This is a genomic window from Prevotella sp. Sow4_E9_plate, from assembly GCF_052116205.1.
Lineage (GTDB): Bacteria > Bacteroidota > Bacteroidia > Bacteroidales > Bacteroidaceae > Prevotella.
On the sequence record NZ_JBQKLN010000053.1, the window covers coordinates 1 to 26,488 of the forward strand.

Here is a 26,488-nt window from a genome sequence, read left to right on the forward strand (position 1 = left end):
ATATCCGAAGATACTGCTGCATCTCTGACCCAGTGTTGAGTCGATAACGGGTGAAAGCATGGAGTCAAATTTCTCCATGATTGAAAAAATTCCTCCAAAAGGTGTGAGTTTCTCAGATTTAATTTGTATTTTTGCCATGTCATATTAGAGTTTTGCTTGTTTTCTTTTTGCAACACTAAGATAAGTGAAAATTCTGACATGGCAAAATCCTGAGCAACTTTTTGTTGCTCAGGAACTTATAAATAAAGTTAAATTATAGTGTTGCGGAATTAAGGACCATCAAGTATCTGGGAAATGACAATTTCAAGGTGATGGAATCGCTGAACAGCAAACTGGCTGCAGGGGATACGTTTACCTGCCACCAGTTTGTGGCTGATGAGCCTCTTTATCTTTCCAACCTGACCCATCCCGGCATTCCTCTCTGCAACTATGTGGCAGGACAGAATGGAGGCATCAAGTGGAAAGTTCTTGAAGGATAAACTGTACGGTTCTTTCACCATATAATCAAGGGTCTATACGCCACCTTTTCATCGTGGCATATAGACCCTTGTCGTTTCCCGTAATCAGATATATACTATAAACCTAATTATGTTTTAATGACGAGAGAAAAGTTTTTTTACAGCAACAGTAATTCTTTTGGCTAAATCATCACAATCAGAACAACTGTTCTTATTAATCAGAATATACAAAGACTCATTTTCTATTGCATAATGCTTGAATAATCTTTCAGATACCACAGACGTAGTGAATTTCTTATATACACGAAATCGTCTTGTCGCCATTCCTAATTCATCATTTTCATCTTCTGCACCAACAAAGAAGAATGAGGCTTTGCTATCTCTTTTCAATACATCAAGCATAATATGGAATAATGTATAGAAAATGATTCTTGGCTCAAATGTGTTAGTACGAAGACTAAATTTCAATTTACTATTCATATTGGCCTTATCAAAGAACTTCACGCAATAAGCATGTTCCTGATAACGCTCAACTCTTACAATATAAGAATGATGAGATTTAGCTGAATTGAATCTATATTGCAAAGTTTCAATCAGCCATTCATCTGCACTATCCCTGTCTATCATTTGAAAGATGAAGGGATAACCTTCACTTTCTTCCATATTAATTTCAAATTAACTGTTTATAGACAGGGATGCGGATTTTGTCTAATTGTTCTGTTGTCAGAGCCTTGACATCATCGTTAACCGTAAAATACACAGTAGGATATCGGTACTTACCATTAGGCATAAGTACCTTCGTTACCTGCTTGATAATCTCAACACCATCAAGCGTAACTATCTTAGTCTCTGTTTTATCTACTATCTTTCCCATAAGCAGAATTTTTGTTATTTGATTCATTGGCTATGCAAACAAACGCAACGAAAACTTGTTTTCAAATTGCCGAGTGCAGCATTCTGCTGCAAAGATACACTGCTTTTTTTTAACTACCAAATTATTCGTGAAGAAAACAACATAAAACATATAATTTCCGTCTCTGTCAGCATCCGTATCATATCCCCAAAGTGTTGTAAACGGCATTGTTACCATCTGTATGCCTCTGCCATATCATAAAAAATATAATAGCGGAGATGTAGATTACAAATATCACCATATATAATCAAGGGTCTATACGCCACCTTTTCATCGTGGCATATAGACCCTTGTCGTTTTCCGTGAAGTGCGGGGAACTATACAGAAGTAAAAAAGGGTGTATCATAGACTTATGACACACCCTCTTTTTCTGATATATATAAAAGAGGTGTTATGCCTCATGCTGTCTTACACCCATGCGGGCCTCTACTACGTTCACCACGTAGTCGCCGAGTTTCTCGCATTCCTGGATGATGTCCATATACATCGTACCGATGGCGTAGGTATAGAGATGGTTGTTTACATCGTTGATGTTCTGGCTCTTCAACTGATTGCGATAGTTGTTGATCTCGTTCTCGATGTTGAAAGAGAGGTTGGCATCGTTGTCTCCCTTATGACCTACGAGAGTGATGTTCATCTGGGTGAGGGCGTTGTCGGTAAGCTCCATCATCTGGTGCATGTGCTCATACTGCGAAGTGATGAAGTCTTCCTTGCCTTTGAAACGGCGGTTGAGCGTGCGGGCGATGTTGAAACAGCTGTCACCGATACTCTCGATTTCAGAAATCTCACGGAGCATGGCACGAATCTTTGCCTTGGTCTCGTCAGAAAGATGAGAATCGCTCACCTGGTCGAGATACTTGGCAATCTCAATCTCCATGTTGTCAGAGATACCCTCGTATTTCTCGATGCGGGTGTAGAGTTTTACGAACTTGTCTTCATTGGTTTCTCCCAGGAGCTCCTTCACCATGCCGAACATGCGCTGGATGCGCTCGGCAAAACTGTGGATTTCCTTCTGAGCCTCCAGAACGGAGATTTCCGGAGTCTTCATGATACCACTCTGGATGAAGCGCAGACGGAAGTCGTCCTCTTCGGCATTCTTCTTAGGACGGATAATCTTGCATACCAGCTTCTCTATCTGTGGGACAAACCATACCAGGATAAAGGTGTTGGAGAGATTGAACGTGGTATGGAAGGCGGCAAGCACGAAGGAGAGCTTGGCTGCGTTGGCAACGAAATGAGGATCGCTCTTCTCCATGGCATCGTCGAAACCTACCCAACCGCAAACCAGGTGGATGAACGGACGGAACACGCAGAGTATCCACAGCACACCGAAGATGTTGAACACCATGTGCGCCATCGCCGCTCTTCGTGCCTGCGTGTTGGCGGTGAGTGCTGCCACGTTGGAAGTTACGGTGGTACCGATATTCTCACCCATTACGAGCGCAATACCTTGATAGATAGGCAGTACGCCGGTGGAACAGAGAATCATCGTAATCGCCATGACGGCAGCCGAACTCTGCACACACATGGTCAGGATACTACCTATGAGCAGGAAGGTGATGGTGGTCTGGAAGCTGTGAGGGTCGAAGCTGGAGAAGAACTCCAGAACTGGCTGGTTATGAGCCAGGTCCATATCAATACCGGTTTGGCGAAGAGTACCCAAACCAAGGAACATAAAGGATATACCAAAGATGAAGTCGCCGATAATCTTGCGCTTCTTACTGTAAATCAGGATAATGGCAATGAAGAATGCAGGCCATACAAAGTCGGTGATGTTGAACGAGAAGCCGGCACTCATGATCCAGGCGGTAAGCGTGGTTCCGATATTGGCACCCATGATGACCGAAATAGCCTGGGCGAGGGTAAGGAGACCTGCGTTGACGAATGATACCGTCATCACCGTTGTAGCCGTAGAAGACTGCACCGCAGCTGTGATGAGCGTACCCGAGAGGATGCCCGTCACACGATTGGTGGTCATCGTTCCTAACACATGGCGGAGCTGAGGTCCAGCCATCTTCTGCAAACTGTCGCTCATGGTCTTCATACCAAACATAAGTAGGGCGAGTGCTCCAATAAGCCTGAAAAATATCCAAATAGACATATTATAACTTAATTAATGTTGTCAAAAACAAGAAGTATCCGAATTTCTTCGTAACTTTACGCTCTGTAAGCGTGCTCCTCTCCGGGGAGTAGGTTAATGACCCGGAACAGCTTTTAGGAAGGGCTGGACGGGCAGTAGATTGTGTAACTTTGTAACATCTTTTTAATGCAAATGAAACAAGTAATTCAAATCCGTTGCAAAAATAATAAAAAAACTCAGAAAGTCGAAATTGGAAGCACACTTTTTGATGTTTTTTCTTCATTTGACCTCAAAATGACCCACGGACCGGTGTCTGCAAGGGTAAATAATAAGGTTGAGGGCATGCATTATCGTGTATATAACAGTAAGGATGTAGAATTTCTGGATATGACAACTGCGTCAGGTTCCCGTGCCTATACCCGCACCCTCTTCTTCGTACTTTGCAAGGCGGTGCAGGATATCTATCCGGCTACAGATGTGGTGATTGATATTCCGGTTTCCAACGGCTTTTATGTGGATATCCGTCTCGGTCGGCCGGTTGTGGATGAGGATGTGAATATCATCCGCTGCCGCATGCAGGAGATTATCGATGCCCGGATGCCTATTCGCCGGTTCACCGTTCCTACGGAAGATGCCATCACCCTGTTTCAGGAAAAGGGAGATGTGGAAAAAGTAAAACTGCTCAAGACTTCGGGCTCTATCTATACTACCTATTATAAAATAGGTGAATACGTGGATTATTATTACGGAACATTGCTCACCAATACCTCCCAGCTCTATCTCTTCGGCTTGGAGAAATATTATGACGGCATGCTCCTGCGCATTCCTTCGCTCAAGAATCCGGACGAGCTGGGCGAGATGACCCGGCAGGACAAGATGTTCGACATCTTCAAGGAGCATCATCGCTGGCAGGAAATCCTGGGTATCAGAACCGTGGGCGACTTCAATCAGGCTATCGAAGCCGGTCATGCTACCGACATCATCAATATCAGCGAGGCACTGCAGGAGAAGAAGCTGGCTAAGATTGCTGAGGATATTGCCCAGCGCAAGGGTGTGAAGCTCGTGCTTCTTGCCGGTCCTTCGTCTTCCGGTAAGACAACATCCTGCAAGCGCCTGAGCATTCAGCTTGCCGTAAACGGACTGAAACCGTTGCAGATTTCGCTCGATGATTATTTCGTGGACAGGGATAAGACTCCGAAGGATGAGAATGGAGAATATGATTTTGAGAGCATCTATGCGTTGAATCTCGATTTGCTCAACGACCAGTTCAATGCCCTCTTCCGTGGTGAGGAGGTGGATTTGCCGAAATATGATTTTCCTTCAGGCAAGAGTATCAAGAGCGGAAAGAAACTGAAGCTGGAGCCTAGCAATGTGCTGGTGGTAGAGGGAATCCACGCCCTGAACCCAGAGCTGACGGCGCATATTCCGGAAGAGCAGATTTACCGCGTGTATGCTTCGGCATTGACTACCATCCTGCTGGATAATCATAATTATATTCCGACAACCGACAACCGTCTGCTGCGCCGCATCATCCGCGACTATAAATATAGAGGTGTATCGGCTCAGGAGACCATTCACCGCTGGCCATCGGTAAGAGCTGGCGAGAACAAATGGATATTCCCGTTCCAGGAGAATGCCGATGCGATGCTGAATACGGCGATGCTCTATGAACTGTCCGTGCTCAAGATGCAGGTAGAACCATTGCTGCAGCAGGTTCCGGAAAACTGCGAGGAATATGCGGAAGCTTACAGACTGCTGAAATTCCTGAAGTATTTCAAGGGAATCCCTTACAATAATCTTCCTCCAACTTCCCTATTGCGAGAATTTCTAGGCGGAAGTTCTTTCCATTATTAGGCGGTTGGAGAAAGGAAAAGGCGTCTTGGGGAAAGGAAAAGGCGTCTTTTCGAAATGAAGTAAGCCTCATTCCACATTTTGCCTGGTTATGGCACAATATTGCCCTCGTCTGGGGCAATATTGTGCCATTGCCGGGCGTAATTTTTTATGTCGTGAGGAAATTTTGAAGGCAAGCGTTGCCGCATCGTATTCCTGCGAATAAAACGCTACTTTCGCTTTTACTCTTCACTCTTCACATCTTGGGCGTAAGTGGTTGATATACAATGGGTATTGTGCGTGAAGAGGCAAACCCGACTCTTCACCACTTTTCACCACTCTTCACCTGATTCTTTTTGAGGGTGTAACCCCTTTTATTTAAACTATGTTTAGTCATCTATGATGACCAATATCTGTCTTCAATGATGGCTGAGCTTCGTGATAAGTAAGCGGCTCCGCGTTTATACCTTGCATAAGGTGAAGAGTGGTGAAGAGTGGTGAAGAGTGAGATCTGACTCTTCACCTGTTTAATGTGTTGATATTTAATGGGTTAACGCCGAGATGTGAAGAGTGAAGAGTAAAAAGGAAAGTGGCTTTCTATACAGCCACTTTTCGCTTTAGAGCTTGCTTCCGTAGCAGAGGTCGCCCGCATCACCGAAGCCTGGTACGATGTATTTATGCTCGTTCAGTCCCTCATCGATAGATGCACACCAGATGGTTGTCTTATCCTCAGGGAAGGTCTTCTTGACATGCTCGATTCCTTCTGGAGCGGCAAGGACGCAAGCCACGTGAATATGCTTAGGATTTCCCTTGGTAAGGAACGCCTTCATGCCCAACTCCATGCTGATGCCTGTAGCCAGCATAGGGTCGGCGATGATGAGCACCTTATCCGTAAGATCAGGTGTGGCGAGGTATTCGATATGTACGCCTACCTCAGTATGCTCCTTATTGGTATATTCGCGGTAGGCGCTCACAAAGGCATTGCCTGAATGGTCGAAGATGTTGAGGAAACCCTCGTGGAAAGGAAGTCCGGCACGGAAGATAGTACCGATGACAATCTTGTCTGTAGGGAAATTAACCTGGGCTACACCGAGCGGGGTAGTCACGTCTCTGTTCTCGTAATTCAGAGTCTTTGAAATCTCGAAAGCCTCATACTCACCGATTCTCTTGATGTTGTTGCGGAAGAGGAGCCGGTTCTTTTGATAATCACAGTCGCGCATCTCTGCCAGATAGCGGTTGATGATGCAATTGTGCTCGCTCAGATTATTTATTTTCATAAGTTGTAGTATTTTTATTCTGTTGTTTTTATCTTATGCAAAGATAATGCAAATCATGGAAACTACAAAATGTTTGGGCAACTTTTTTCCTCGTTTTCTGAAGCTATATATATTAAATAGGTGGGTTGGCACAAAAAGATGGGGATTCCGGATGCTGAACAGCAACGAATATTTGCAAAGTCAACGTGGCAAATTATAGACGAAATGGAGCGATTTTAATTTCTTTAACCAAAAAAGATTTTAAAATACATTATTTATATGCGAGAATCTTTGTTATAAAACATATTTTTCGTAACTTTGCGGCGGTTTTAGGAAAAAGGGGTTCGTTAGAGAATCCAAAATAAAAAAAGATAAGTTTCAGAATAAATATTTCACAACTTAAATACATTTAAAAAAATGGCAAAGTTAGATTTGACAAAGTACGGCATTACTGGTGCTACAGTAATTGCTCACAATCCTTCTTACGAGCAGTTGTTCGAGGAGGAGACAAAGGCTGGTCTCGAGGGTTACGAGGTAGGTCAGCAGACAGAGTTAGGTGCAGTTAACGTTATGACAGGTATCTACACTGGTCGCTCACCTAAGGATAAGTACATCGTAATGGACGAGAACTCTAAGGACACTGTATGGTGGACAACTGATGAGTACAAGAACGATAACCACCCAATGTCAGAGCAGGTTTGGGGTACTGTTAAGGATCTCGCTGTTAAGGAGCTCTGCAACAAGAACCTCTATGTAGTAGATGGTTTCTGCGGTGCTAACAAGGATACACGTATGGCTGTTCGTTTCATCGTTGAGGTTGCTTGGCAGGCTCACTTCGTAACAAACATGTTCATCCGTCCTACAGCTGAGGAGCTTGAGGCTTTCGAGCCAGACTTCGTTGTTTACAACGCTTCTAAGGCTAAGGTAGAGAACTACAAGGAGCTCGGCTTGAACTCTGAGACTTGCGTTGCTTTCAACGTAACATCTAAGGAGCAGGTTATCATCAACACATGGTATGGTGGTGAGATGAAGAAGGGTATGTTCTCTATGATGAACTACTTCTTGCCATTGAAGGGTATGGCTTCTATGCACTGCTCTGCTAACTGCGATATGAACGGTGAGAATACAGCTATCTTCTTCGGTCTTTCTGGTACAGGTAAGACTACATTGTCAACAGACCCTAAGCGTAAGTTGATCGGTGACGATGAGCACGGATGGGATGACAATGGTGTATTCAACTTCGAAGGTGGTTGCTACGCTAAGGTTATCAACCTTGACAAGGAGTCTGAGCCAGATATCTACAACGCTATCAAGCGCAACGCTCTCCTCGAGAACGTAACTGTAGATGCTAATGGTAAGATTGACTTCGCTGATAAGAGCGTAACAGAGAACACTCGTGTTTCTTACCCAATCTTCCACATCAACAACATCCAGCCAGGTTCTTCTGCTCCAGCTGCTAAGCAGGTTATCTTCCTTTCAGCTGATGCTTTCGGTGTATTGCCACCAGTATCTATCCTGACTCCAGAGCAGACACAGTACTACTTCCTCTCTGGTTTCACAGCTAAGTTGGCTGGTACAGAGCGCGGTATCACAGAGCCTACTCCAACATTCTCTGCTTGCTTCGGTCAGGCATTCTTGGAGTTGCACCCAACAAAGTACGCTCAGGAGTTGGTTAAGAAGATGAACAAGAACAATGCTAAGGCATACCTTGTTAACACAGGTTGGAATGGTACTGGCAAGCGTATCTCTATCCGCGATACACGTGGTATCATCGACGCTATCTTGAACGGTGACATCGACAAGGCTCCAACAAAGCAGATCCCTATGTTCGACTTCAAGGTTCCAACAGAGTTGCCAGGTGTAGCTACTGAGATTTTGGATCCACGCGATACATACGCTGAGGCTTCTCAGTGGGAGGAGAAGGCTAAGGATTTGGCTGCTCGTTTCATCAAGAACTTCGCTAAGTATACAAACAATGAGGCTGGTAAGGCTCTCGTTGCTGCTGGTCCACAGCTCTAATTCGACTCTTCGAATTCATACTCAATATGGAATCCCGTTTTCTCGCAAGAGAAGCGGGATTTCTTCGTTTTTAATCTTCTAAATCACTAAAAAACTTAAAAAATGCGCCTAAAATGAATAATTTGCATAATAATAAGGAGAAAAGGGCGAGTTTTTGAAGAATTCTCTGTAAATTTGCAGCTAAAAAGAAAAATTGGATAGAATGAAAAGGAAGTTTTTAGCTTTCGTAGTGCTGCTGGCAGCTACTTTATCGCTCTCTTCATGTTTGAGCAGCGACGATGATTTAAATGTAGAATATACACATGATACTGCTATTACGGCGTTTTCTCTGGGATCACTCGATCAGTGGGGCAAGACCAAGGATGGTACCAAGGATTCCTTGTATAAAGCTGTTGTGGCAGGCGCTAATTATAAATTTTATATTGATCAGGCTACACGCCAGATCTATAATGTCGATTCCTTACCATGCGGTGTGAGGGATTCGGCTATGCTGGCTACTATTACAAGCAAGAATAGTAGCCTTGTCGTGTTGCAGGATATTGATAAGACTGATTCGCTTATCACTTATTCCAGCACAGACTCTATCAATTTCTCCAAGCCAAGACTCATCCGTGTTTACAACAACGACTTTACTGCCTATGCTACATATACCGTGAAGGTAAACATCCATCAGGAAAAGGGTGATGTGTTCAACTGGCAGGAGAAGGCTCAGCAGAATACTGTGCTCTCTCAGCTCAGCCATCTGAAGATGGTTTCGCTGGGCAGCAATATCTATGTATTCGGCAAGAATGCTGAGGGATTGAAGATTTACAAGACTGCCAATACCGATGGTATGGGATGGCAGGAGATTACCGCCAATATCGCTTTCGGTGCGGATGACTATCAGAATGCGGTGGCTATGGGTAATAACCTCTATATCTTGTCAGACGGAAAGGTATATGCTTCTGCAGATGGCAGCAACTGGCAGGAGAAGGGAAGCGATGCTTCTCTCAAAATGATGGTAGGCGCCAGCAGCAAGAACCTTTATGCCTATACTGCTGCCGGTATCTCTGTTTCAAAGAATCAGGGTGCCAGCTGGACTGCTTTGGCGCTTGACAAGAGCGTTGATTATCTGCCAACAAATAATCTCTCTATGTGCTCTACCAGCATTCGCTCTGCCAAGAACGTGGAATATCTCATGCTGATGGGTACTCGTGACAAGAGTTATGGCGACTCTATCGCTACTATCTGGAACCACGTAGTAGACAATGATGCTGATGTCGCTGACAATGAGTGGAATTACTTCGAACTCGACAGCCATCAGCCATACAAGATGCCGATGATGGATCAGGTATTGACCTGTGCAGCAGATACAGGCTTTGTTGCTGTGGGCAGCAATGGCAAATGGTATAAGAGCAAGGATAACGGAATTAGCTGGAAGGTTGACTCTCTGGTTACTCTGCCTGCAGCCTTTACCTTTAACGTTAACAGCAGCATCGGTTTCTGTCGTGATGCCAACAATTACTATTGGCTGATTCGTGGTGGTAATGTCTGGAAAGGCCGCTTCAATCGTGATGGCTGGCGCAAGGACCAGACTATTTTTGAATAACTGAAATGTAGTCATGATTCGTAACTTATGCAGCCTGTTGCTTCTCATCAGCTTGCTTTCCGTTCAGAAGGCGCAAGCGCAGGATGACCCGCAATATCGATTGGAGATAGGTGCGGGCATAGGTACTATGGCGTATGAGGGCGACTTTAATGGCAGCATTTTCAAGAATATGCAGCCGATGGCTGCCGTTGTGGGACGATATAATATCGACCCATACAAAGATCTGCGGCTGAATATTGGCTTTGGCAAGATAAAAGGATCTTCTGACAATGTGGATTCTTATTTCCCTGACTATGCCGGGCTGCCTTACTCGTTTAACAATACGCTGGTAGATGCCAGCTTCGTGTTCGAGTATAACTTCTGGCCATACGGTACGGGTAGAGATTATCGGGGAGCCAAGCCGCTGGTGCCGTTCATCTTTGGTGGTCTGGGAGCCACCTATGCGACGGGAAGCGAAAAGAATGTGTTTACCGCCAATATCCCCCTGGGTATAGGCGCAAAATATAAAGTAAGTGAACGACTGAACGTAGGACTGGATTGGACCATCCATTTCTCGCTGAGCGATGAGCTGGATGGGGTGAAAGACCCTTACTGGGTAAGCAGTAGCGGAGCTTTCAAGAATACCGACTGCTACTCAACGCTGCAGGTGTCGCTGACCTATAGTTTCAGTGCAAAATGTAGAACTTGTAATAAAGAAGATTAATATGGACAACTTGGATATGAACAGAATACCTGAGCACATCGCCATCATCATGGACGGCAATGGACGCTGGGCAACAGAAAGAGGCAAGAACCGCAGTTATGGTCATCAGGCAGGAGTGGACGCAGTGCGTTGCATTACCTCAGAATGTACTCGCTTGGGTGTGAAATTCCTTACCCTCTATACCTTCTCTACCGAAAACTGGAACCGTCCTGCCGACGAGATTTCTGCCTTGATGGGACTGGTACTGTCTTCACTGGAAGATGAAATCTTCATGAAGAACAATGTACGTTTCCAGGTGATAGGCGATATGAAGCGATTGCCACAGGCGGTGCAGGATAAGTTGCAGGAAACAATGGATCATACTGCCAAGAATGATGCCATGACCATGGTGGTAGCCCTGAGCTATTCTTCACGATGGGAAATCATGAAGGCGATGAAGGAAACCGTGAAGGAAGCCATGGAGAAGGGCACCAGCTATGAGGAAGTGGAGAAGATGCTGACCGAGGAGAACTTTGAGAAGCATCTGGAGACCAACTTCATGCCAGACCCAGACCTCCTGATCCGTACAGGTGGCGAGTTGCGTATCAGCAACTATCTGTTGTGGCAGATTGCATATTCAGAGTTGTATTTCTGCGATACTTACTGGCCAGACTTCAACGAGGAGTGCCTGCACAAGGCTATTGCGAGTTACCAGGCTCGCCAGCGTCGCTTTGGCAAGACTGAGGCTCAGGTAGAGGCAGAGGAAGAAAAGTAAAAAAACAACCCCCAATATAAGAAACGAAAATACATTATATATAATAAGGTATAAATGAACAAGCTAAGAAAGATTTTCATCCTGCTGCTAGGCGTTATGGCAAGTATGCAGATTCAGGCACAAGATAAGATCGTTAATCCCGACATCTCTTATGCTGGTACACCCCGTACGCTGAAACTGGGTGGCATCAATGTATCAGGTGTGGAAGGATACGAAGACTATGTGCTGACTGGTATCTCCGGACTTACAGTAGGAGATGAGATTACTGTACCTGGAGACGACATCACTACTGCTGTCAAGCGTTACTGGAAGCATGGACTCTTCTCGAAGGTTGCTATTGCTGCCGACTCTATCGTGGGTGAGAAACTCTATCTCCACATCTATCTGGCTGTTCGCCCTCGTATCTCAAACATCAATTACATCGGTTTGAAGAAGAGCGAACGTGAAGACATGGAGCAGAAACTCGGCATGGTGAAGGGTACGCAGGTTACTCCTAACATGCTGGACCGTGCCAAGATTCTTGCCAAGAAATACTTCGACGACAAGGGTTTCAAGAACGCCGACATCCAGATTAACCAGCGTGATGACGTGGCAAACAAGGGACAGGTAATCCTTGATGTGATAGTAGACAAGAAGGAAAAGATCAAGGTACACGAGATTACCATCGACGGTAACGAGCAGCTGAGCGACAGGAAGATCAAGGGTGGACTCTTCTCCAAGGGTGCCTTTGCCAAGACTCATGAGGCTGGTAAGTTTGCCACTTTCTTCAAATCCAAGAAGTTTACACCTGAGCGTTGGAAGGAAGATAAGGAGAAACTGATCGAGAAATACTACGAGTACGGTTATCGCGATGCACAGATTCTGGAAGACAGCGTGAGCAACTTTGATGACAAGCATGTAAATGTATACGTCAAGGTGGCTGAAGGCAAGAGATATTATCTGAGAAATATCACATGGTCGGGTAATACCGTATACAATACCTTCGACCTGGATCGCATTCTGGGTATGAAGAAGGGTGATGTATATAACCAGAAGTTGCTGAAAAAGCGACTCAATGAGGACGATGATGCGGTTTCCAACCTCTATTATAACAATGGTTACGTGTTCTCTAACATCAATCCTGCCGAAATCAATATCGACGGAGATTCCATCGACCTGGAGATGCGCGTGACAGAAGGACCTCAGGCTTATCTGAGCCATGTACGTATCAACGGTAATACCCGTCTCTATGAGAACGTAGTACGCCGAGAGCTCCGTACCAAGCCAGGTGACCTTTTCTCTAAGGATGCCCTGCTGCGTTCGGCACGTGAGTTGGCTTCTATGGGACACTTTGATCCTGAGAAGGTTAACCCGGATGTAAGGCCTAATCCTGAGGATGGTACGGTGGATGTAAACTGGGACCTGGAGCAGAAGAGTAACGACCAGATTGAGTTCTCGCTCGGTTGGGGTCAGACGGGTGTCATCGGACGTGTGGGCTTGAAGCTCAACAACTTCTCCATGGCAAACCTCTTCAACAAGAACAAGGAGCACCGTGGTATCATGCCTATCGGTGACGGTGAGGTGCTGAGTATCGGTGCACAGACCAACGGTACCTACTATCAGAGCTACAACGTAAGCTACTCTACCAACTGGTTTGGCGGCAAGCGTCCTATCCAGTTCAGCGTAGGTGCATACTACAGTAAGAGTACCGACGTGTCAAGCAACTATTACAATAGTGCTTACATGAACAACTATTACAGCTATATGTATGGTTATGGTTCCAGTTACTATAATAACTACGAGAACTATTACGATCCAGACAAGTACATCCAGATGGTGGGTGTGAGCCTCGGTTGGGGTAAGCGCCTCCGTTGGCCGGATGATTACTTCACCTTGTCTGTACAGTTGGCTTACCAGCGCTACATGATGAAGAACTGGAGCTATATGTTGATGACCAACGGTAATGCGAACAACTTGAACTTGACCATCGCATTGAACCGTACATCAACCGACAACCAGCTCTTCCCACGTACAGGTTCTGAGTTCGAGGCAAGCGTCAACCTTACTCCACCATGGAGTGCGTTCGACAACAAGGACTACAAGAATCTGGCAAACAACTCTCAGTCTGCCACCTATTCAATGGAGCAGCAGGAGAAGTATCGCTGGATTGAGTATCACAAGTGGAAGTTCAAGTCTAAGACTTATACAGCACTCACAGAGGGGCAGAAGTGCTTCGTATTGATGACCCGTGTAGAACTCGGTTTGCTCGGTGCTTACAACAAGTACAAGAAGAGTCCATTCGAGACCTATTATGTGGGTGGTGACGGTATGAGCGGTTATTCATCATATTATGGTGAGGAAACTATCGGTCTCCGTGGTTATGAGAACGGTTCTGTATCATACGGCCGCAGCACAGGTTACTATGCTTATGCCTACGACCGCTTCTCACTGGAGCTCCGTTATCCATTCCTCCTGGGTAATACCACCATTTATGGTTTGACCTTTGTTGAGGCTGGTAACGCCTGGTATGATACCAAGGACTTCAACCCATTCAGCATGAAGCGTAGTGCTGGTGTGGGTGTTCGTATCTTCCTGCCAATGGTAGGTTTGATGGGTATCGACTGGGCATACGGTTTCGACAAGGTTTGGAACGGAAGCCAGTATAAGAAGGGTGGAAGCCAGTTCCACTTCATCTTAGGTCAGGAATTCTAAAGATAAATCTTATGAAGAAAATAGTATTGATGCTGATGATGGCTGTAGCAGCCATCTCAGCACATGCGCAGAAATACGCATTGGTAGATATGGAATATATCCTGAAGAATATTCCAGCTTATGAGCGTGCCAACGAGCAGTTGAACCAGGCTAGTCTTCTTTGGCAGGCTGAGGTAGAAGCCCTGAATACGGAGGCTAGCACTCTGTACAAAAACTACCAGAACGAAGTGGTCTTCCTCTCACAGGAGCAGAAGAAGGCTAAGCAGGATGCCATCATGCAGAAAGAGAAAGAGGCAAGCGACCTGAAAAAGAAATATTTCGGGGCTGAAGGCGAGCTCTATAAAAAGCGTGAGGCATTGATGGGACCTATCCAGGAAGAGATTTATAATGCCGTCAAGGAAATCTCAGATTTGCGTGGTTATACACTGGTAATAGACCGTGCCAGCAACAATGGTATCATTTTTGCTTCGCCAAAGGTAGATATTAGCAACGAAGTGCTCCAAAAATTAGGTTATTCCAAATAATAATTGTAAATTTGCAGCCGATAGTGAACGTATGGCGCTTGCAAGGCGGCATGGGAACATGAATTAGAATTAATAATCAAAAAGAAATAAAACAATGAAAAAGCTTATTTTAATGTTGATGCTTTGTGCACCAATGACAATGATGGCACAGAAGTTTGGCAAGGTAAATACACAGCAGATCATGCAGTCTTTGCCAGATGTTGCTAAGGCTAACGGCGAGATGGAAGCTCTCCAGAAGCAGAAGGAGAACGACCTCAAGGCTATGCAGGACGAGTTCCAGCGCAAGGCTGACGAGTACCAGAAGGGTGCCAGCACCATGAACGCTACTGCTAAGCAGCAGAAGGAAACTGAATTGCAGGGTCTTCAGCAGAAGATTCAGCAGGCTTACCAGGATGGTCAGCAGGAGTTGCAGAAGAAGAGCAGCGAACTCATGCAGCCTATCGTAGCTAAGGTTCGTACTGCTATCGAGGCAGTAGGTAAGGCTGGTAACTATACTTACATCTTCGAGGAAGGTTCTGCTGTTTATACTGGTACCAACGTGGTTGATGTAACCAAGGAGGTTCAGGCTAAGATTAAGTAATCAATCGGTTCATTCGATAGTAAGCTGAGGGCAGGCACAAGTGCCTGCCCTTATTTATCATCCAGTATATTCATATATAATATAATAAGGTATCACGCATCATGAAAAAGAATCTCTTATTTTTGGCTTTCGCTCTCTTTGCACTCTCGGCTTCTGCCCAGCAGAATCCAGCGGTGGGAGCACAACAGGCAACTACTGCTGCCCAGCCGGTATTGCGATTTGGCTACTTCAGTTTTGAGCAGGTTTTTCATACCATGCCTGGCTATGCCATAGCCAAGCATAATATGGACGAACTCCGTGGCAAATACGATGAAGAAACCAAGCGTGTTGAGACCGAGTTTAACAGCAAGTATGAGGAATTTCTTGATGGCCAGCGCTCTTATGCCAAGTCTATCTTTGAGAAAAGACAGGCTGAGCTGCGTGAGTTGATGGAGAAGAATATTGCCTTCAAGGCTGAGGCTGCCCGTCTTCTGAAAAAGGCAGAGGAGGAGGCTTATGCTCCATTAAAGGCAAAGATGAATGCTGCCTTACAGCAGATAGGTAAGGAGAACGGATTTGCTTTCATTCTCAATACCGATAACAATGCCACTCCTTATCTGAGTGCTGAGATGGGTGTGGATATTACAGAAGCACTAAAGGAGAAAATTAAATGATGTTACCATCTAATCCGGGACCTATCGGTATCTTCGATTCGGGCTATGGCGGTCTTACCATCCTGCATGGATTGCGCCAGCTCTTGCCACAGTATGACTATATGTACTTGGGCGATAATGCCCGTGCCCCTTACGGTTCCCGTTCCTTCGAGGTTGTATACAAATTTACCCGCCAGGCGGTTATCAAGCTGTTCTCAATGGGTTGTCATCTGGTTATCCTGGGTTGCAATACGGCATCGGCTAAAGCCCTGCGTTCCATCCAGCAGAGGGATATTCCGGAATTGGATCCGGATCGTCGCGTGCTGGGTATTATCCGACCAACTGCCGAGGTGATTGGCGAACTCACCAAGAGCCGGCATGTGGGTATTCTTGCCACGGAAGGTACCATCAAGAGTGAGAGCTACAAGATGGAAATAGGTAAGTTGTGGCCAGACATAGAGGTAAATGGTGTGGCTTGTCCTCTGTGGGCTGCCATCGTAGAAGCTAATGAAGCGGATAGCCCTGGTGCTGATTACTTCGTCAAGAAACGCATCGATCAGTTGATGCGCAAGGATGCTGATATTGATACCATCATTCTGGGTTGTACCCATTATCCGCTGCTCATGAGCAGCATCGTGAAGAATATTCCTGACGGGGTGAGGGTTGTGCCGCAGGGACAGTATGTAGCAAACAGCCTGAAGGATTATCTGAAACGCCATCCAAACATGGAACAGATGGTTACGAAGGGTGGAACCTGCCAGTATCTGACTACAGAAAGTGAGGAAAAATTTAAAGAGTCTGCGATGATCTTCCTGCATGAGCAGGTAAATGCTACCCACGTAGACCTGGAATAATTTATAATTAATAGTTAAGAATTATGCAAGAAACAAGACAAAACCGTATATCAAGACTTCTCCAGAAGGAGTTGAGTCTTATTTTCCAGTCACAGACCCGCATGATGCACGGTGTGATGGTAAGTGTTACAAAGGTAAGAGTAAGTCCGGATCTCAGCATCTGTACTGCTTACCTCAGTGTGTTCCCATCAGAGAAGGGTGAGGAGATCTTGAAGAATATCAATGCCAACGAGAAGACTATCCGTTTCGACTTGGGTAGAAAGGTGAGAAACCAGTTGCGTATCATTCCTGAGCTCCGTTTCTTCCTGGATGATAGTCTGGACTATCTGGAGCATATCGACGAACTCTTGAAAAAGTAAAAGAGTAAAGGAGTAAAAAGGTAAAAAGACAAATGAATTTTCCATTCTTTATAGCTCGTAGGTATCTTTTCTCAAAGAAGAGCACACACGTTATCAACGTGATCAGTTCTATCTCTGTGATTGGTGTGGCTGTGGCTACGATGGCTTTGGTTATCGTATTGAGCGTGTTTAACGGTTTTCATGACCTGGTGGCATCGCTCTTTACGAGTTTTGATCCACAGCTCAAGGTTGTGCCTGTGGAGGGAAAGACAGCCCCTTCTGATGATCCCATTCTAACCCAGATTCGCTTGCTGCCAGAAGTGGATGTGGCTACGGAAACCGTAGAGGATCAGGCGTTGGCTATCTATCAGGGCAAGCAGGCTATGGTTAAGATTAAGGGTGTGGAAGATAACTTCTCAGAGTTGTCGCACATTACTGATATCTTGTATGGAGACGGCACTTACTCTCTTCATGCGGCAAACCTGGAGTATGGTATCCTGGGTATCAGGCTGGCGCAAACCATGGGTATCGGAGCTCAATGGGATGGTTATCTCAAGATTTATGCTCCAAAGAAAGAAGGACAGTTGGATTTGTCGAATCCTGGAGAGGGCTTTGTTGCCGATTCGCTCAATTCGCCTGGTGTGCTTTTCTCGGTAAGGCAGTCGAAATATGACAAGAACTACATCGTAACCTCCATAGCCTTCGCACGCAATCTCTTCGGACAGCAAGGAATGCTCTCCGATCTGGAAATCCGTTTGAAGGAAGGAAGCGATTTGAATGCCGTCAAGGCTGAGATGCAGAAGATAGCCGGTACCAAGTATAAGGTGCTCGACCGCTTTGAACAGCAGGAAGATACTTTTAAGATTATGTCGATAGAAAAATTGATGGCATATATCTTCCTGACCTTTATCCTGGTGGTGGCTTGCTTCAATATCATCGGCTCGTTGTCGATGCTCATCATTGACAAGAAGAATGATGTGGTGACGTTGAGGAATCTGGGTGCCAATGATAAGCAGATTACGAGAGTCTTCCTTTTCGAAGGACGTATGATTGCCGTGATTGGTGCCGTGATAGGTATCGGATTGGGATTGTTGCTTTGTCTCTTACAGCAGCAGTATGGTTTCGTTCGCCTGGGTGAATCGGAAGGCTCGTTTATCGTGGATGCTTATCCGGTCAGCGTACATTATACAGATGTGGCTATCATCTTTGTTACGGTCATCGCCGTGGGATGGCTTGCCGTATGGTATCCGGTACGGGCATTGAGTAAAAGACTTTTGAGTTAATAGAAAGAAATTTTGTCCTTTGCTGTTTTTAGGCACGGATTACACGGATTTTTTATGATATGATAATCGCTTTACTTACATTAGCAGCATAAATCCATGTAATCCGTGCCTTATCTATACCCTAAGCAAGATATTTATGACACCCCCTCTTCTTTTTTATTCTTATTTTTTTCTGATGAGTGTCAAACCATCGCGCAGCGGCAGAATCACCACTTCTACACGGGGGTCGTTGGCAATCAGGTCGTTGAAGGCACGGATGCCCTTGGTCTGATGGTCACGGTCGTAGGCAGGGTCAATAACATGCCCATCCCATAATGTGTTATCTGCAAGGATATATCCGCCAGGGTTCAGAATCTTCATCACCATTTCGTATGTCTCGATATAGGTGCGCTTGTCGCCATCCACAAAAGCCATGTCGAACATCACTCCCAGCTTGGGCGCTTCTACATTGGCATCTCCGATGCGGAAGTCTATTTTGTCGGCAACATCCGAACCTTCTATCCAGGGACGGGTGAAATCTTCCATCTCGTCGTTGATTTCGAAAGTGTATAACTTGCCGCCTTCCTGCAGCCCCTGCGCCAGACAGATGGCGCTATAGCCGCTGAAAGTGCCTACTTCCAGAATATTTTCAGGACGTATCATCTGTACAAGCATCTTGAGCAGACGACCCTGAATGTGACCACTTGCCATACGGCCGTGGATGGTGTGGATATTCGTGGCCCGGTAAAGACGGTATAGATAATCGCCTTCTGGCTCAATATGCTGGCAGATGTATTTGTCGATAAGTTCTGTCTCTGTCATATTATTGATTGGCTATGATTCCTGCAATGGCAAGGTCGTAAGAAGCCAGACCGAAACCGCAGATGACTCCGAGGCAAGCGCAGGAAATATAAGAATGATGGCGGAACTCTTCACGTTTGTGCACGTTGGAGATGTGAACCTCAACGCAAGGACATTTCAAACTCCGGATGCAGTCTTGCAAGGCAATACTTGTATGGGTATAGGCACCTGCATTGAGAACTACTCCATCGTAAGAGAATCCCACTTCCTGTAATTTGTTGATAAGCTCACCCTCGATGTTGCTCTGATAGTAATCTATCTCAACATCAGGATATTTAGCCTTTAACTGAGGTAAGTAACTCTCGAAAGAATTGCTGCCATAAATGCCTGGTTCACGAACACCTAAGAGGTTCAGGTTTGGACCATTGATGATTTGTATTTTCATAAACAATCGATTTTTATTTTCTAAATCAATATTTTTTTGTATCTTTGCGGCAGAGAGCAGACTCGATGTCTTGAATGAAGAAAAGACAAAGAGCATCAATTCTCTGCTTTCAGATGCAAAGGTAAGAATAAAAATGGAAACAGACAAGAAAATGGGTAATGATTTTATCAGGAATTATATGAGGTACCTCAAGTTGGAGCGCAGCTACTCGCTCAATACGCTTGAGGCATATCGTCATGATCTGCAATTCCTGATAGAATATGGAGAAGAGAATGACAAGTCGCTTCTGGAAATGAGATTGGAAGATTTGGAAACCTTTTCTGCCAGCTTGCATGATAAGAAGATAGGAGCCCGTTCGCAAGCCCGTATTCTGAGTGGCGTGCGTTCTTTCTATCGCTTTCTGGTACTCGACGGTTATATAAAGGATGATCCTACGGAACTCTTGCCTTCTCCTCAGATAGGACAGCACTTGCCTGAGTATCTTTCCGTGGAAGAAGTGGATGCCCTGGAAGGTGCCATTGACTTATCCAAATGGGAAGGACAGCGCAACAAGGCGATTATAGAAACTCTCTTCTCTTGCGGTCTTCGGGTGTCTGAGTTGGTTTACCTCAAGAAAAGTGATGTGTTTGAGGAAGAAAAGTTTATCCGTGTTCTTGGAAAGGGAAGCAAGGAACGACTTGTGCCTATCTCGGGTAAGGCATTGAAGGAGATCAACTTATGGTATATTGACCGGAATCTCATGAAGATAAAACCTGGCGAAGAAGACTATGTGTTCCTGAACCGTAGAGGTGCCCATCTCACACGCACCATGATCCTTGTCATGATCAAGCAGGCAGCACAGGATGCCGGTATCAAAAAAACGATTTCGCCGCATACTCTGCGACACAGTTTCGCCACAGCTCTGTTGAAGGGAGGGGCTGATCTCAGAGTTATACAGGACTTGCTTGGACATGAGGATATCGGGACGACAGAAGTCTATACTCATATAGAAACTTCCGACCTTCGTGAAGCTATATTGAAACACCATCCACGTAATATCAAGAAGTAAATCGGGCATTCTGAGGAAAATGTAGTCACATGGTCCTCAGAATGCTCGTTTTTTCTATAGAAAATAGCAGAATCTGAAAAAAAATGCGTAACTTTGCAGCCGCAAATAAATGAATATCAATAATTAATAGAAAATAAAGGAGAAAATATGGCATATTTGTTTTCATCAGAATCAGTTTCTGAAGGGCATCCAGATAAAGTATCTGATCAGATTTCAGACGCATTGCTAGACCAGTTCCTGGCATACGATGACCATTCACACTGTGCAATTGAGACCTTTTGTACTACAGGTCAGGTTGTCATCATGGGCGAGGTGCGTTCTAATGTATACGTAGACTTGCAGACTATAGCACGCAAGACCATCAAGAAGATTGGTTATACCAAGAGCGAATATCAGTTCGATGGTGATTCTTGCGGTATTCTTACTGCTATTCATGAGCAGAGTGATGACATCAACCGTGGCGTATGTCGTGAGGAAGATGAGAATCAGGGTGCTGGTGACCAGGGTATGATGTTCGGTTATGCTACTAATGAAACCGAAAACTACATGCCTGTATCACTTGGCCTGGCACAGCTCATCATGCGAGTACTTGCTGATATCCGTAAGGAAGGCAAGGTGATGACTTATCTTCGTCCAGACTCCAAGAGTCAGGTTACTATCGAGTACTCTGATGATAATATTCCACAGCGCATCGATACCATCGTTGTTTCTACCCAGCATGATGATTTCATCAAGAAGGAAAATGGTGAGGATGACGATGAGGCTATGCTGGCTAAGATTCGTGAGGATGTGCTCAATATCTTGATTCCACGTGTCAAGACACACTTGAGCGATAAGGTGTTGGCTCTCTTCAACGATGATATCAAATACTTTGTAAATCCAACAGGTAAGTTCGTTATTGGTGGTCCTCATGGAGATACTGGTCTTACAGGTCGTAAGATTATCGTAGATACCTATGGCGGTAAGGGTGCTCATGGTGGTGGTGCCTTCTCAGGTAAGGACTCTAGTAAGGTAGACCGTTCTGCTGCTTATGCTGCTCGTTATATCGCCAAGAATATGGTAGCAGCTGGTGTTGCAGACGAAATGTTGGTACAGGTAAGTTATGCTATCGGCGTGGCAGAACCTGTAAGCATCTATGTGAACACTTATGGCAGAAGTCATGTGAATATGACAGATGGTGAAATCGCCAAGAAGGTTGCCGAGATGTTCGACCTCCGTCCAAAGGCTATTGAGCGCCAATTGAAATTGCGCCAGCCAATGTTCTTTGAGACTGCTGCTTATGGTCACATGGGACGTAAGAACGAAGTAGTAGAGAAAACCTTCACCAGCCGTTACCATGAGGCAAAGACCATGAAGGTTGAACTTTTCACATGGGAGAAACTTGACAAGGTAAACGAAATAAAGAAAGCATTCGGACTATAAGGAAAGGATAAATATAAAGAATGGTGCAACAAGCAGATTCGATATTGACAGCAGAAACAGCACTTGAGGCTGCAGAACAGCAGCAGGTGCAGAAGCTACATGGCAGCCAACTCACACCCAAACAGGTGCTGAGTTGGCTGCCAAAGAATGCAACCCCTGCTCAGCAAGATTCAATGATACGCGCGCACATTAAACCTAGTCAAATACACTGGAGCGAAATGCCCGACACGTTGCATCTACCAGGACATAAACCAGGAAAGAGTTTTCGAGATGTCAGTTTACCACAGTATTATCGCGAATCATTCTTTTCTAAGGATTCATTGTTTCACCCAGAACTGAAAGGTGGCCGATTAGGTGTTGCGGGAGATCCTGTACCCTATACGGTGGCAGGAGATAATTTCATTACCTCGCTCTTGTTGCTCTGTTTTGTGATGGCTTGTGTGGCATTCGCTAAAACCAAGCAACTCATTCTGCGGCAGGCAAAGACTTTCTTCCGTACCCCATCGTTGGGAACAACTGAGATATCGGAGACAAGCAATGAAATCAGATTCCAGTTCTTCTTCGTATTGCAGACGTGTCTCCTGATAGCTATAGGATATTTCATCTATTCCAAGGCTTCTATCAGCGATACTTTTACCATCGAGCAATATCAGGTGATAAGTATATATGCGGGATGCGTGGGAGGATATTTCCTAATGAAGGCAATCCTCTATAGCATATCGGGTTGGGTGTTCTTTGATAAGAAAAAAAATGTACAATGGCTTAAAGCTTACCTCTTTCTGATATCCTGTGAAGGGGTGGCTTTGTTCCCTATGGTGATGCTGCTGTCGTATTTTGATTTTTCGCTTCAGGTGGCGGTCATTTATACGCTAGTAGTACTAGGAATAGTTAAAATATTATCGTTTTACAAGACATATCTAATCTTTTTTAAAAGAAATGGTGTGTTTTTGCAAATATTTTTGTACTTTTGTGCCCTCGAAGTGGTACCGTTGTTTGCCCTATGGGGTGGACTCGTATTGATAAGTCATTATCTGAAAATAAACTTTTAAGACAAAATGGTAAAGAAGATTTTAGTTTCTCAACCCAAACCAGCAAGTGAGAAGTCTCCTTATTTTGATATTGAAAAGGAATTCGGCGTGGAATGTGTTTTCCGCCCATTCTTTAAGGTTGAGGGACTTACAGCTAAGGAATTCCGTCAGCAGAAGATTAATCTGTTAGACTATACTGCCGTGGTATTTACTTCACGCCATGCAGTAGACAACTATTTTAAGTTGGCAAAAGAAATGCGCATTACCATCCCTGAAGACATGAAATACTTTTGTGTCATCGAGACGATTGCGCTCTACATCCAGAAGTACGTGCAGTATCGTAAGCGCAAGGTTTTCTTTGGCGATACAGGTAAGATTGACGGTTTGATGGCACAGATGGCTCGTCATAAGACCGAAAAGTATCTTGTTCCATTGAGCTGCGTTCATAATGATGATATCAAGGACTTGCTTGATGAGAAGAAGTTGAAGCACACAGAGTGTGTGATGTATCGTACTGTAAGTAATGATTTTACTGAAGAGGAGATAAAGAACTTCGACTATGACATGATGGTTTTCTTCAGTCCAACAGGTGTAAAGGCCCTCAAGAAGAATTTCCCTAAGTTTGAACAGGGCAATATAGCCTTGGCTGCTTTTGGACCAGCTACAGCCAAGACTGTGGCAGATGAAAATCTCCGCCTTGACTTGGAGGCTCCTACCAAGGAATTCCCTTCTATGACAGGAGCGCTGAAGGATTATCTGAAACGTCATAATAAATAGATTATTAGAGAATTGTAAATATGTCGGATCAAGGAATATACACATTCGGAAAAAACGAGCATCTATGCAAGCATCTGCTGATAGATTTGCTCTTTAAGGGACATGCCAAGGCTATGACGGCATGGCCTATACGAATGGTATATTTACTGGTAGACAAAAAGGAAGAGCAGGAGCAGTCGGTGCAGGTACTGATCAGTGTTTCCAAACGCTTTTTTAAGCGAGCTGTTAAACGTAATAGAGTGAAGCGACAAATTCGTGAGGCTTTCCGCTATAACAAGATGGCTTTGGAAGAACAGATGAAGGAACTGTCTGGTAAGCAATTGCTTGTGGCTTTCATTTGGCAAGATGGAAAATTGCATGAATCGGCTGAAATCAATGCCAAGATGCATCAGCAGATGAAGCGATTGGTTGAGAAATTGCAAAATGAAACGGGAGTGAAGAAATCATCTTGTGCTGAGCCTGGTTTATGAGAAAGTTGTTGCATTCTTTAATGCTTGGTATAAAAAAAGCATTGATGTGGGGATTGTTGCTACCAATCATCTTCTATCAGAAGTGCATAACCCCTTATACGCCACCATCGTGCCGCTTTCAGCCCACTTGCTCAGAATATGCGAGACAAGCCATTCTGAAGCATGGTCCTTTCAAAGGACTTGCTTTGGCTATATGGCGTATCTTGAGATGCAACCCTTGGGGTGGTTCGGGCTATGACCCCGTGCCGTAAGTTTCCGACTGTATCGTTGGGCCCCATATACATATTATATAATATATAAAGAAATCACATTCGATGGCAAAAAATTTTGTTGAAGAATTGAAATGGCGTGGTATGCTGGCGCAGATTATGCCAGGTACTGAGGAATACCTTAACACCCACATGGTGTCTGCCTATCTCGGAACAGACCCTACTGCAGACTCTCTGCACATCGGTCACCTTTGCGGTATCATGATGTTGCGTCACTTGCAGCGTTGTGGTCACAAACCTTATCTCCTCGTTGGAGGTGCTACAGGTATGATTGGCGACCCTTCTGGCAAAAGCCAGGAGCGTAATCTTCTCGACTCTGAGACTCTCTATCATAACCAGGAAGCTATCAAGAAACAGGTGGCTAAGTTCCTTGATTTTGATGGTAATGAGCCTAACAAGGCTGAGTTGGTAAACAACTACGACTGGATGAAGGACTTCACCTTCCTCGACTTCGCTCGTGTGGTAGGTAAGCACATTACTGTTAACTATATGATGGCGAAGGATAGCGTGCAGAAGCGTTTGAATGGTGAGGCTCGTGACGGTTTGTCTTTCACAGAGTTCACTTATCAGTTGCTTCAGGGCTACGACTTCCTCTATCAGTATGAGAAGTATGGCGTGCGCCTCCAGTTGGGAGGTAATGACCAGTGGGGTAACATGACTACCGGTACAGAGCTGATTCACCGTACATTGGGTAACGACGCAGAGTGCTTCTGCCTCACTTGCCCATTGATTACCAAGGCAGACGGCAAGAAGTTCGGTAAGACAGAGAGCGGTAACATCTGGTTGGATCGAAACCGTACTACTCCTTATGCTTTCTACCAGTTCTGGTTGAACGTAAGCGATGACGACGCTGAGAAGTATATCAAGATCTTTACCGACCTTGATAAGGAGACTATCGATGCCCTCGTAGAGGAGCACAAGCAGGATCCAGGTCGCCGTGTACTCCAGAAGCGTCTGGCTGAGGAGGTTACCGTGATGGTTCACTCTCAGGAGGACTTGGATATGGCTATCGCAGCCAGCAACATCCTCTTCGGTAAGGCTACCAAGGAGAACTTGGCACAGCTCGATGAGGCTACATTGAACGATGTTTTCGCTAATGTACCTCACTACGACCTCGACAAGAACTTGCTCGGTGGTACAGCTGTTGACCTCTTCAACCAGGAAGGTATGCAGATCTTCCCAAGTAAGAGCGAGATGCGCAAGCTCGTTAAGGGTGGTGGCGTTTCACTCAACAAGGAGAAACTCGCAGCTTTCGACCAGGTAATCACTGCTGATGACCTGATTGACGGCAAGTATCTTTTGGTTCAGAAAGGTAAGAAGAACTACTTCTTGATTACCGTTAAGTAATCGTTAAAAGTATTGAAAATATTTGGTAGTGGAGAAAAATTCCACTACCTTTGTAGCCGATTTGCTTGTCCTATGGTGTAATGGTAGCACTACAGTTTTTGGTTCTGTCAGTGGTGGTTCGAATCCGCCTGGGACAACAGGTCATAAATAACCCTTCAAGTCTTTGCGGATTTGGAGGGTTATTTTGTTATATAAGAGTTTAGTTTAGGTAGAAAAGGTTTATGCAAGAGATAGACTTGATATTTCAGCAGCATTATCGTCCACTATGTCTTTATGCCACTCATTATCTACCTCAGTTCGGGATAACGAGCTCTATCTAAAGGCTTTATAATGTTTTTATATAAGGGACACAGAGGCTTGGCAACCATCTATATATCTTGGATGGTTGCTGAGACAAAA

26 protein-coding genes, 1 tRNA gene and 1 pseudogene are annotated in these 26,488 nt (G+C 44.9%); 21 read left to right on the forward strand and 7 right to left on the reverse strand.

Features of this window, described 5'->3' with window-relative positions:
• Window positions 1–138 (reverse strand): annotated as a pseudogene (locus ACTQ53_RS15070) (IS1380 family transposase); the annotation flags it as partial.
• A gap of 173 nt (window positions 139–311) precedes the next feature.
• On the opposite strand from ACTQ53_RS15070, the gene ACTQ53_RS15075 reads away from it, so the two are divergent.
• Window positions 312–479, forward strand: a complete 168-nt coding sequence (locus tag ACTQ53_RS15075) for a hypothetical protein (RefSeq protein WP_441933916.1) — start codon at window positions 312–314, stop codon at window positions 477–479.
• Between the two features lie 114 nt (window positions 480–593).
• Here ACTQ53_RS15075 and ACTQ53_RS15080 read toward each other — a convergent pair whose 3' ends face one another.
• The 3 genes from ACTQ53_RS15080 to ACTQ53_RS15090 form a co-directional block, all read right to left on the reverse strand.
• On the reverse strand, window positions 594–1,121 hold the full coding sequence (locus tag ACTQ53_RS15080; RefSeq protein WP_441933918.1) for a hypothetical protein: 528 nt from the start codon (window positions 1,119–1,121) through the stop codon (window positions 594–596).
• A 7-nt stretch (window positions 1,122–1,128) separates the two neighbouring features.
• Complete coding sequence (locus ACTQ53_RS15085; RefSeq protein WP_118064236.1) at window positions 1,129–1,332, reverse strand: hypothetical protein; 204 nt, start codon at window positions 1,330–1,332, stop codon at window positions 1,129–1,131.
• 430 nt (window positions 1,333–1,762) lie between these two features.
• Window positions 1,763–3,472: a Na/Pi cotransporter family protein gene (locus ACTQ53_RS15090; RefSeq protein ID WP_294969345.1), complete on the reverse strand. Its 1,710-nt coding sequence runs from the start codon at window positions 3,470–3,472 to the stop codon at window positions 1,763–1,765.
• Window positions 3,473–3,643: 171 nt separating this feature from the next.
• Between ACTQ53_RS15090 and ACTQ53_RS15095 the strand changes: the two genes are divergently transcribed.
• Window positions 3,644–5,305, forward strand: coding sequence for a nucleoside kinase (locus tag ACTQ53_RS15095; RefSeq protein ID WP_294969342.1), 1,662 nt, complete (start codon window positions 3,644–3,646; stop codon window positions 5,303–5,305).
• A gap of 593 nt (window positions 5,306–5,898) precedes the next feature.
• On the opposite strand, the gene upp is transcribed toward ACTQ53_RS15095, so the two are convergent.
• Window positions 5,899–6,558, reverse strand: coding sequence for a uracil phosphoribosyltransferase (gene upp / locus ACTQ53_RS15100; protein ID WP_294969339.1), 660 nt, complete (start codon window positions 6,556–6,558; stop codon window positions 5,899–5,901).
• A gap of 396 nt (window positions 6,559–6,954) precedes the next feature.
• Here upp and pckA point away from each other — a divergent pair, with 396 nt between their 5' ends.
• The 11 genes from pckA (at window position 6,955) to ACTQ53_RS15155 (ending at window position 18,503) form a co-directional block, all read left to right on the forward strand.
• Window positions 6,955–8,556: a phosphoenolpyruvate carboxykinase (ATP) gene (gene pckA / locus ACTQ53_RS15105; RefSeq protein ID WP_295346937.1), complete on the forward strand. Its 1,602-nt coding sequence runs from the start codon at window positions 6,955–6,957 to the stop codon at window positions 8,554–8,556.
• Window positions 8,557–8,758: 202 nt separating this feature from the next.
• The gene (locus tag ACTQ53_RS15110; protein ID WP_441933921.1) at window positions 8,759–10,144 is read left to right on the forward strand and encodes a DUF6242 domain-containing protein; all 1,386 of its coding nucleotides are present in this window, start codon (window positions 8,759–8,761) and stop codon (window positions 10,142–10,144) included.
• A gap of 13 nt (window positions 10,145–10,157) precedes the next feature.
• Complete coding sequence (locus ACTQ53_RS15115) at window positions 10,158–10,847, forward strand: type IX secretion system protein PorG (RefSeq protein WP_217760616.1); 690 nt, start codon at window positions 10,158–10,160, stop codon at window positions 10,845–10,847.
• Window position 10,848: 1 nt separating this feature from the next.
• The gene (locus ACTQ53_RS15120; RefSeq protein ID WP_294971361.1) at window positions 10,849–11,601 is read left to right on the forward strand and encodes an isoprenyl transferase; all 753 of its coding nucleotides are present in this window, start codon (window positions 10,849–10,851) and stop codon (window positions 11,599–11,601) included.
• Window positions 11,602–11,655: 54 nt separating this feature from the next.
• Entirely contained in the window at window positions 11,656–14,292 is a 2,637-nt protein-coding gene (locus ACTQ53_RS15125; RefSeq protein ID WP_294971358.1) for a POTRA domain-containing protein, read from the forward strand.
• 11 nt (window positions 14,293–14,303) lie between these two features.
• On the forward strand, window positions 14,304–14,816 hold the full coding sequence (locus ACTQ53_RS15130; protein WP_153121991.1) for an OmpH family outer membrane protein: 513 nt from the start codon (window positions 14,304–14,306) through the stop codon (window positions 14,814–14,816).
• A 94-nt stretch (window positions 14,817–14,910) separates the two neighbouring features.
• Entirely contained in the window at window positions 14,911–15,396 is a 486-nt protein-coding gene (locus ACTQ53_RS15135) for an OmpH family outer membrane protein (protein WP_153121992.1), read from the forward strand.
• A gap of 101 nt (window positions 15,397–15,497) precedes the next feature.
• Window positions 15,498–16,049 carry an OmpH family outer membrane protein gene (locus ACTQ53_RS15140; RefSeq protein ID WP_294971354.1) on the forward strand — a complete coding sequence of 184 codons (552 nt, stop codon included), beginning with the start codon at window positions 15,498–15,500 and terminating at the stop codon, window positions 16,047–16,049.
• Window positions 16,046–16,882 (forward strand): glutamate racemase, encoded by an 837-nt coding sequence (gene murI, locus ACTQ53_RS15145; protein WP_217760621.1) that lies wholly within the window; start codon window positions 16,046–16,048, stop codon window positions 16,880–16,882. The genes ACTQ53_RS15140 and murI overlap by 4 nt, the downstream gene beginning before the upstream one ends.
• Before the next feature lie 23 nt (window positions 16,883–16,905).
• Window positions 16,906–17,241 carry a 30S ribosome-binding factor RbfA gene (gene rbfA, locus ACTQ53_RS15150; protein WP_153121995.1) on the forward strand — a complete coding sequence of 112 codons (336 nt, stop codon included), beginning with the start codon at window positions 16,906–16,908 and terminating at the stop codon, window positions 17,239–17,241.
• A 32-nt stretch (window positions 17,242–17,273) separates the two neighbouring features.
• Window positions 17,274–18,503 carry an FtsX-like permease family protein gene (locus ACTQ53_RS15155; RefSeq protein ID WP_294971350.1) on the forward strand — a complete coding sequence of 410 codons (1,230 nt, stop codon included), beginning with the start codon at window positions 17,274–17,276 and terminating at the stop codon, window positions 18,501–18,503.
• Window positions 18,504–18,665: 162 nt separating this feature from the next.
• On the opposite strand, the gene ACTQ53_RS15160 is transcribed toward ACTQ53_RS15155, so the two are convergent.
• Window positions 18,666–19,304, reverse strand: a complete 639-nt coding sequence (locus tag ACTQ53_RS15160) for an O-methyltransferase (protein WP_153121997.1) — start codon at window positions 19,302–19,304, stop codon at window positions 18,666–18,668.
• 1 nt (window position 19,305) lies between these two features.
• Window positions 19,306–19,728 carry a type II 3-dehydroquinate dehydratase gene (aroQ, locus tag ACTQ53_RS15165; RefSeq protein ID WP_153121998.1) on the reverse strand — a complete coding sequence of 141 codons (423 nt, stop codon included), beginning with the start codon at window positions 19,726–19,728 and terminating at the stop codon, window positions 19,306–19,308.
• A gap of 133 nt (window positions 19,729–19,861) precedes the next feature.
• Between aroQ and xerA the strand changes: the two genes are divergently transcribed.
• The 8 genes from xerA (at window position 19,862) to ACTQ53_RS15205 (ending at window position 26,226) form a co-directional block, all read left to right on the forward strand.
• Window positions 19,862–20,776 (forward strand): site-specific tyrosine recombinase/integron integrase, encoded by a 915-nt coding sequence (gene xerA / locus ACTQ53_RS15170; RefSeq protein WP_294971345.1) that lies wholly within the window; start codon window positions 19,862–19,864, stop codon window positions 20,774–20,776.
• A 147-nt stretch (window positions 20,777–20,923) separates the two neighbouring features.
• Window positions 20,924–22,198, forward strand: a complete 1,275-nt coding sequence (gene metK, locus ACTQ53_RS15175; protein ID WP_441933927.1) for a methionine adenosyltransferase — start codon at window positions 20,924–20,926, stop codon at window positions 22,196–22,198.
• Window positions 22,199–22,218: 20 nt separating this feature from the next.
• Window positions 22,219–23,247 carry a DUF4271 domain-containing protein gene (locus tag ACTQ53_RS15180; RefSeq protein WP_441933929.1) on the forward strand — a complete coding sequence of 343 codons (1,029 nt, stop codon included), beginning with the start codon at window positions 22,219–22,221 and terminating at the stop codon, window positions 23,245–23,247.
• Between the two features lie 6 nt (window positions 23,248–23,253).
• A complete protein-coding gene (locus ACTQ53_RS15185; RefSeq protein WP_153122002.1) occupies window positions 23,254–24,003 on the forward strand; it encodes a uroporphyrinogen-III synthase in 750 nt (249 codons plus the stop codon).
• 20 nt (window positions 24,004–24,023) lie between these two features.
• Complete coding sequence (rnpA, locus tag ACTQ53_RS15190; protein ID WP_153122003.1) at window positions 24,024–24,473, forward strand: ribonuclease P protein component; 450 nt, start codon at window positions 24,024–24,026, stop codon at window positions 24,471–24,473.
• Complete coding sequence (yidD, locus tag ACTQ53_RS15195) at window positions 24,470–24,724, forward strand: membrane protein insertion efficiency factor YidD (protein ID WP_153122004.1); 255 nt, start codon at window positions 24,470–24,472, stop codon at window positions 24,722–24,724. The genes rnpA and yidD overlap by 4 nt, the downstream gene beginning before the upstream one ends.
• Window positions 24,725–24,787: 63 nt before the next feature.
• Window positions 24,788–26,089, forward strand: coding sequence for a tyrosine--tRNA ligase (gene tyrS / locus ACTQ53_RS15200; protein WP_294971331.1), 1,302 nt, complete (start codon window positions 24,788–24,790; stop codon window positions 26,087–26,089).
• 66 nt (window positions 26,090–26,155) lie between these two features.
• Window positions 26,156–26,226 (forward strand) — tRNA-Gln (locus tag ACTQ53_RS15205).
• Window positions 26,227–26,488 lie beyond the last annotated feature (262 nt).

Bases quoted from the DNA above. Each gene is read 5' to 3' on its own strand.
- ACTQ53_RS15075 (WP_441933916.1), top strand. From the start codon at position 312: ATGGAATCGCTGAACAGCAAACTGGCTGCAGGGGATACGTTTACCTGC.
- ACTQ53_RS15080 (WP_441933918.1), bottom strand. From the start codon at position 1,121: ATGGAAGAAAGTGAAGGTTATCCCTTCATCTTTCAAATGATAGACAGG.
- ACTQ53_RS15085 (WP_118064236.1), bottom strand. From the start codon at position 1,332: ATGGGAAAGATAGTAGATAAAACAGAGACTAAGATAGTTACGCTTGAT.
- ACTQ53_RS15090 (WP_294969345.1), bottom strand. From the start codon at position 3,472: ATGTCTATTTGGATATTTTTCAGGCTTATTGGAGCACTCGCCCTACTT.
- ACTQ53_RS15095 (WP_294969342.1), top strand. From the start codon at position 3,644: ATGAAACAAGTAATTCAAATCCGTTGCAAAAATAATAAAAAAACTCAG.
- upp (WP_294969339.1), bottom strand. From the start codon at position 6,558: ATGAAAATAAATAATCTGAGCGAGCACAATTGCATCATCAACCGCTAT.
- pckA (WP_295346937.1), top strand. From the start codon at position 6,955: ATGGCAAAGTTAGATTTGACAAAGTACGGCATTACTGGTGCTACAGTA.
- ACTQ53_RS15110 (WP_441933921.1), top strand. From the start codon at position 8,759: ATGAAAAGGAAGTTTTTAGCTTTCGTAGTGCTGCTGGCAGCTACTTTA.
- ACTQ53_RS15115 (WP_217760616.1), top strand. From the start codon at position 10,158: ATGATTCGTAACTTATGCAGCCTGTTGCTTCTCATCAGCTTGCTTTCC.
- ACTQ53_RS15120 (WP_294971361.1), top strand. From the start codon at position 10,849: ATGGACAACTTGGATATGAACAGAATACCTGAGCACATCGCCATCATC.
- ACTQ53_RS15125 (WP_294971358.1), top strand. From the start codon at position 11,656: ATGAACAAGCTAAGAAAGATTTTCATCCTGCTGCTAGGCGTTATGGCA.
- ACTQ53_RS15130 (WP_153121991.1), top strand. From the start codon at position 14,304: ATGAAGAAAATAGTATTGATGCTGATGATGGCTGTAGCAGCCATCTCA.
- ACTQ53_RS15135 (WP_153121992.1), top strand. From the start codon at position 14,911: ATGAAAAAGCTTATTTTAATGTTGATGCTTTGTGCACCAATGACAATG.
- ACTQ53_RS15140 (WP_294971354.1), top strand. From the start codon at position 15,498: ATGAAAAAGAATCTCTTATTTTTGGCTTTCGCTCTCTTTGCACTCTCG.
- murI (WP_217760621.1), top strand. From the start codon at position 16,046: ATGATGTTACCATCTAATCCGGGACCTATCGGTATCTTCGATTCGGGC.
- rbfA (WP_153121995.1), top strand. From the start codon at position 16,906: ATGCAAGAAACAAGACAAAACCGTATATCAAGACTTCTCCAGAAGGAG.
- ACTQ53_RS15155 (WP_294971350.1), top strand. From the start codon at position 17,274: ATGAATTTTCCATTCTTTATAGCTCGTAGGTATCTTTTCTCAAAGAAG.
- ACTQ53_RS15160 (WP_153121997.1), bottom strand. From the start codon at position 19,304: ATGACAGAGACAGAACTTATCGACAAATACATCTGCCAGCATATTGAG.
- aroQ (WP_153121998.1), bottom strand. From the start codon at position 19,728: ATGAAAATACAAATCATCAATGGTCCAAACCTGAACCTCTTAGGTGTT.
- xerA (WP_294971345.1), top strand. From the start codon at position 19,862: ATGGAAACAGACAAGAAAATGGGTAATGATTTTATCAGGAATTATATG.
- metK (WP_441933927.1), top strand. From the start codon at position 20,924: ATGGCATATTTGTTTTCATCAGAATCAGTTTCTGAAGGGCATCCAGAT.
- ACTQ53_RS15180 (WP_441933929.1), top strand. From the start codon at position 22,219: ATGGTGCAACAAGCAGATTCGATATTGACAGCAGAAACAGCACTTGAG.
- ACTQ53_RS15185 (WP_153122002.1), top strand. From the start codon at position 23,254: ATGGTAAAGAAGATTTTAGTTTCTCAACCCAAACCAGCAAGTGAGAAG.
- rnpA (WP_153122003.1), top strand. From the start codon at position 24,024: ATGTCGGATCAAGGAATATACACATTCGGAAAAAACGAGCATCTATGC.
- yidD (WP_153122004.1), top strand. From the start codon at position 24,470: ATGAGAAAGTTGTTGCATTCTTTAATGCTTGGTATAAAAAAAGCATTG.
- tyrS (WP_294971331.1), top strand. From the start codon at position 24,788: ATGGCAAAAAATTTTGTTGAAGAATTGAAATGGCGTGGTATGCTGGCG.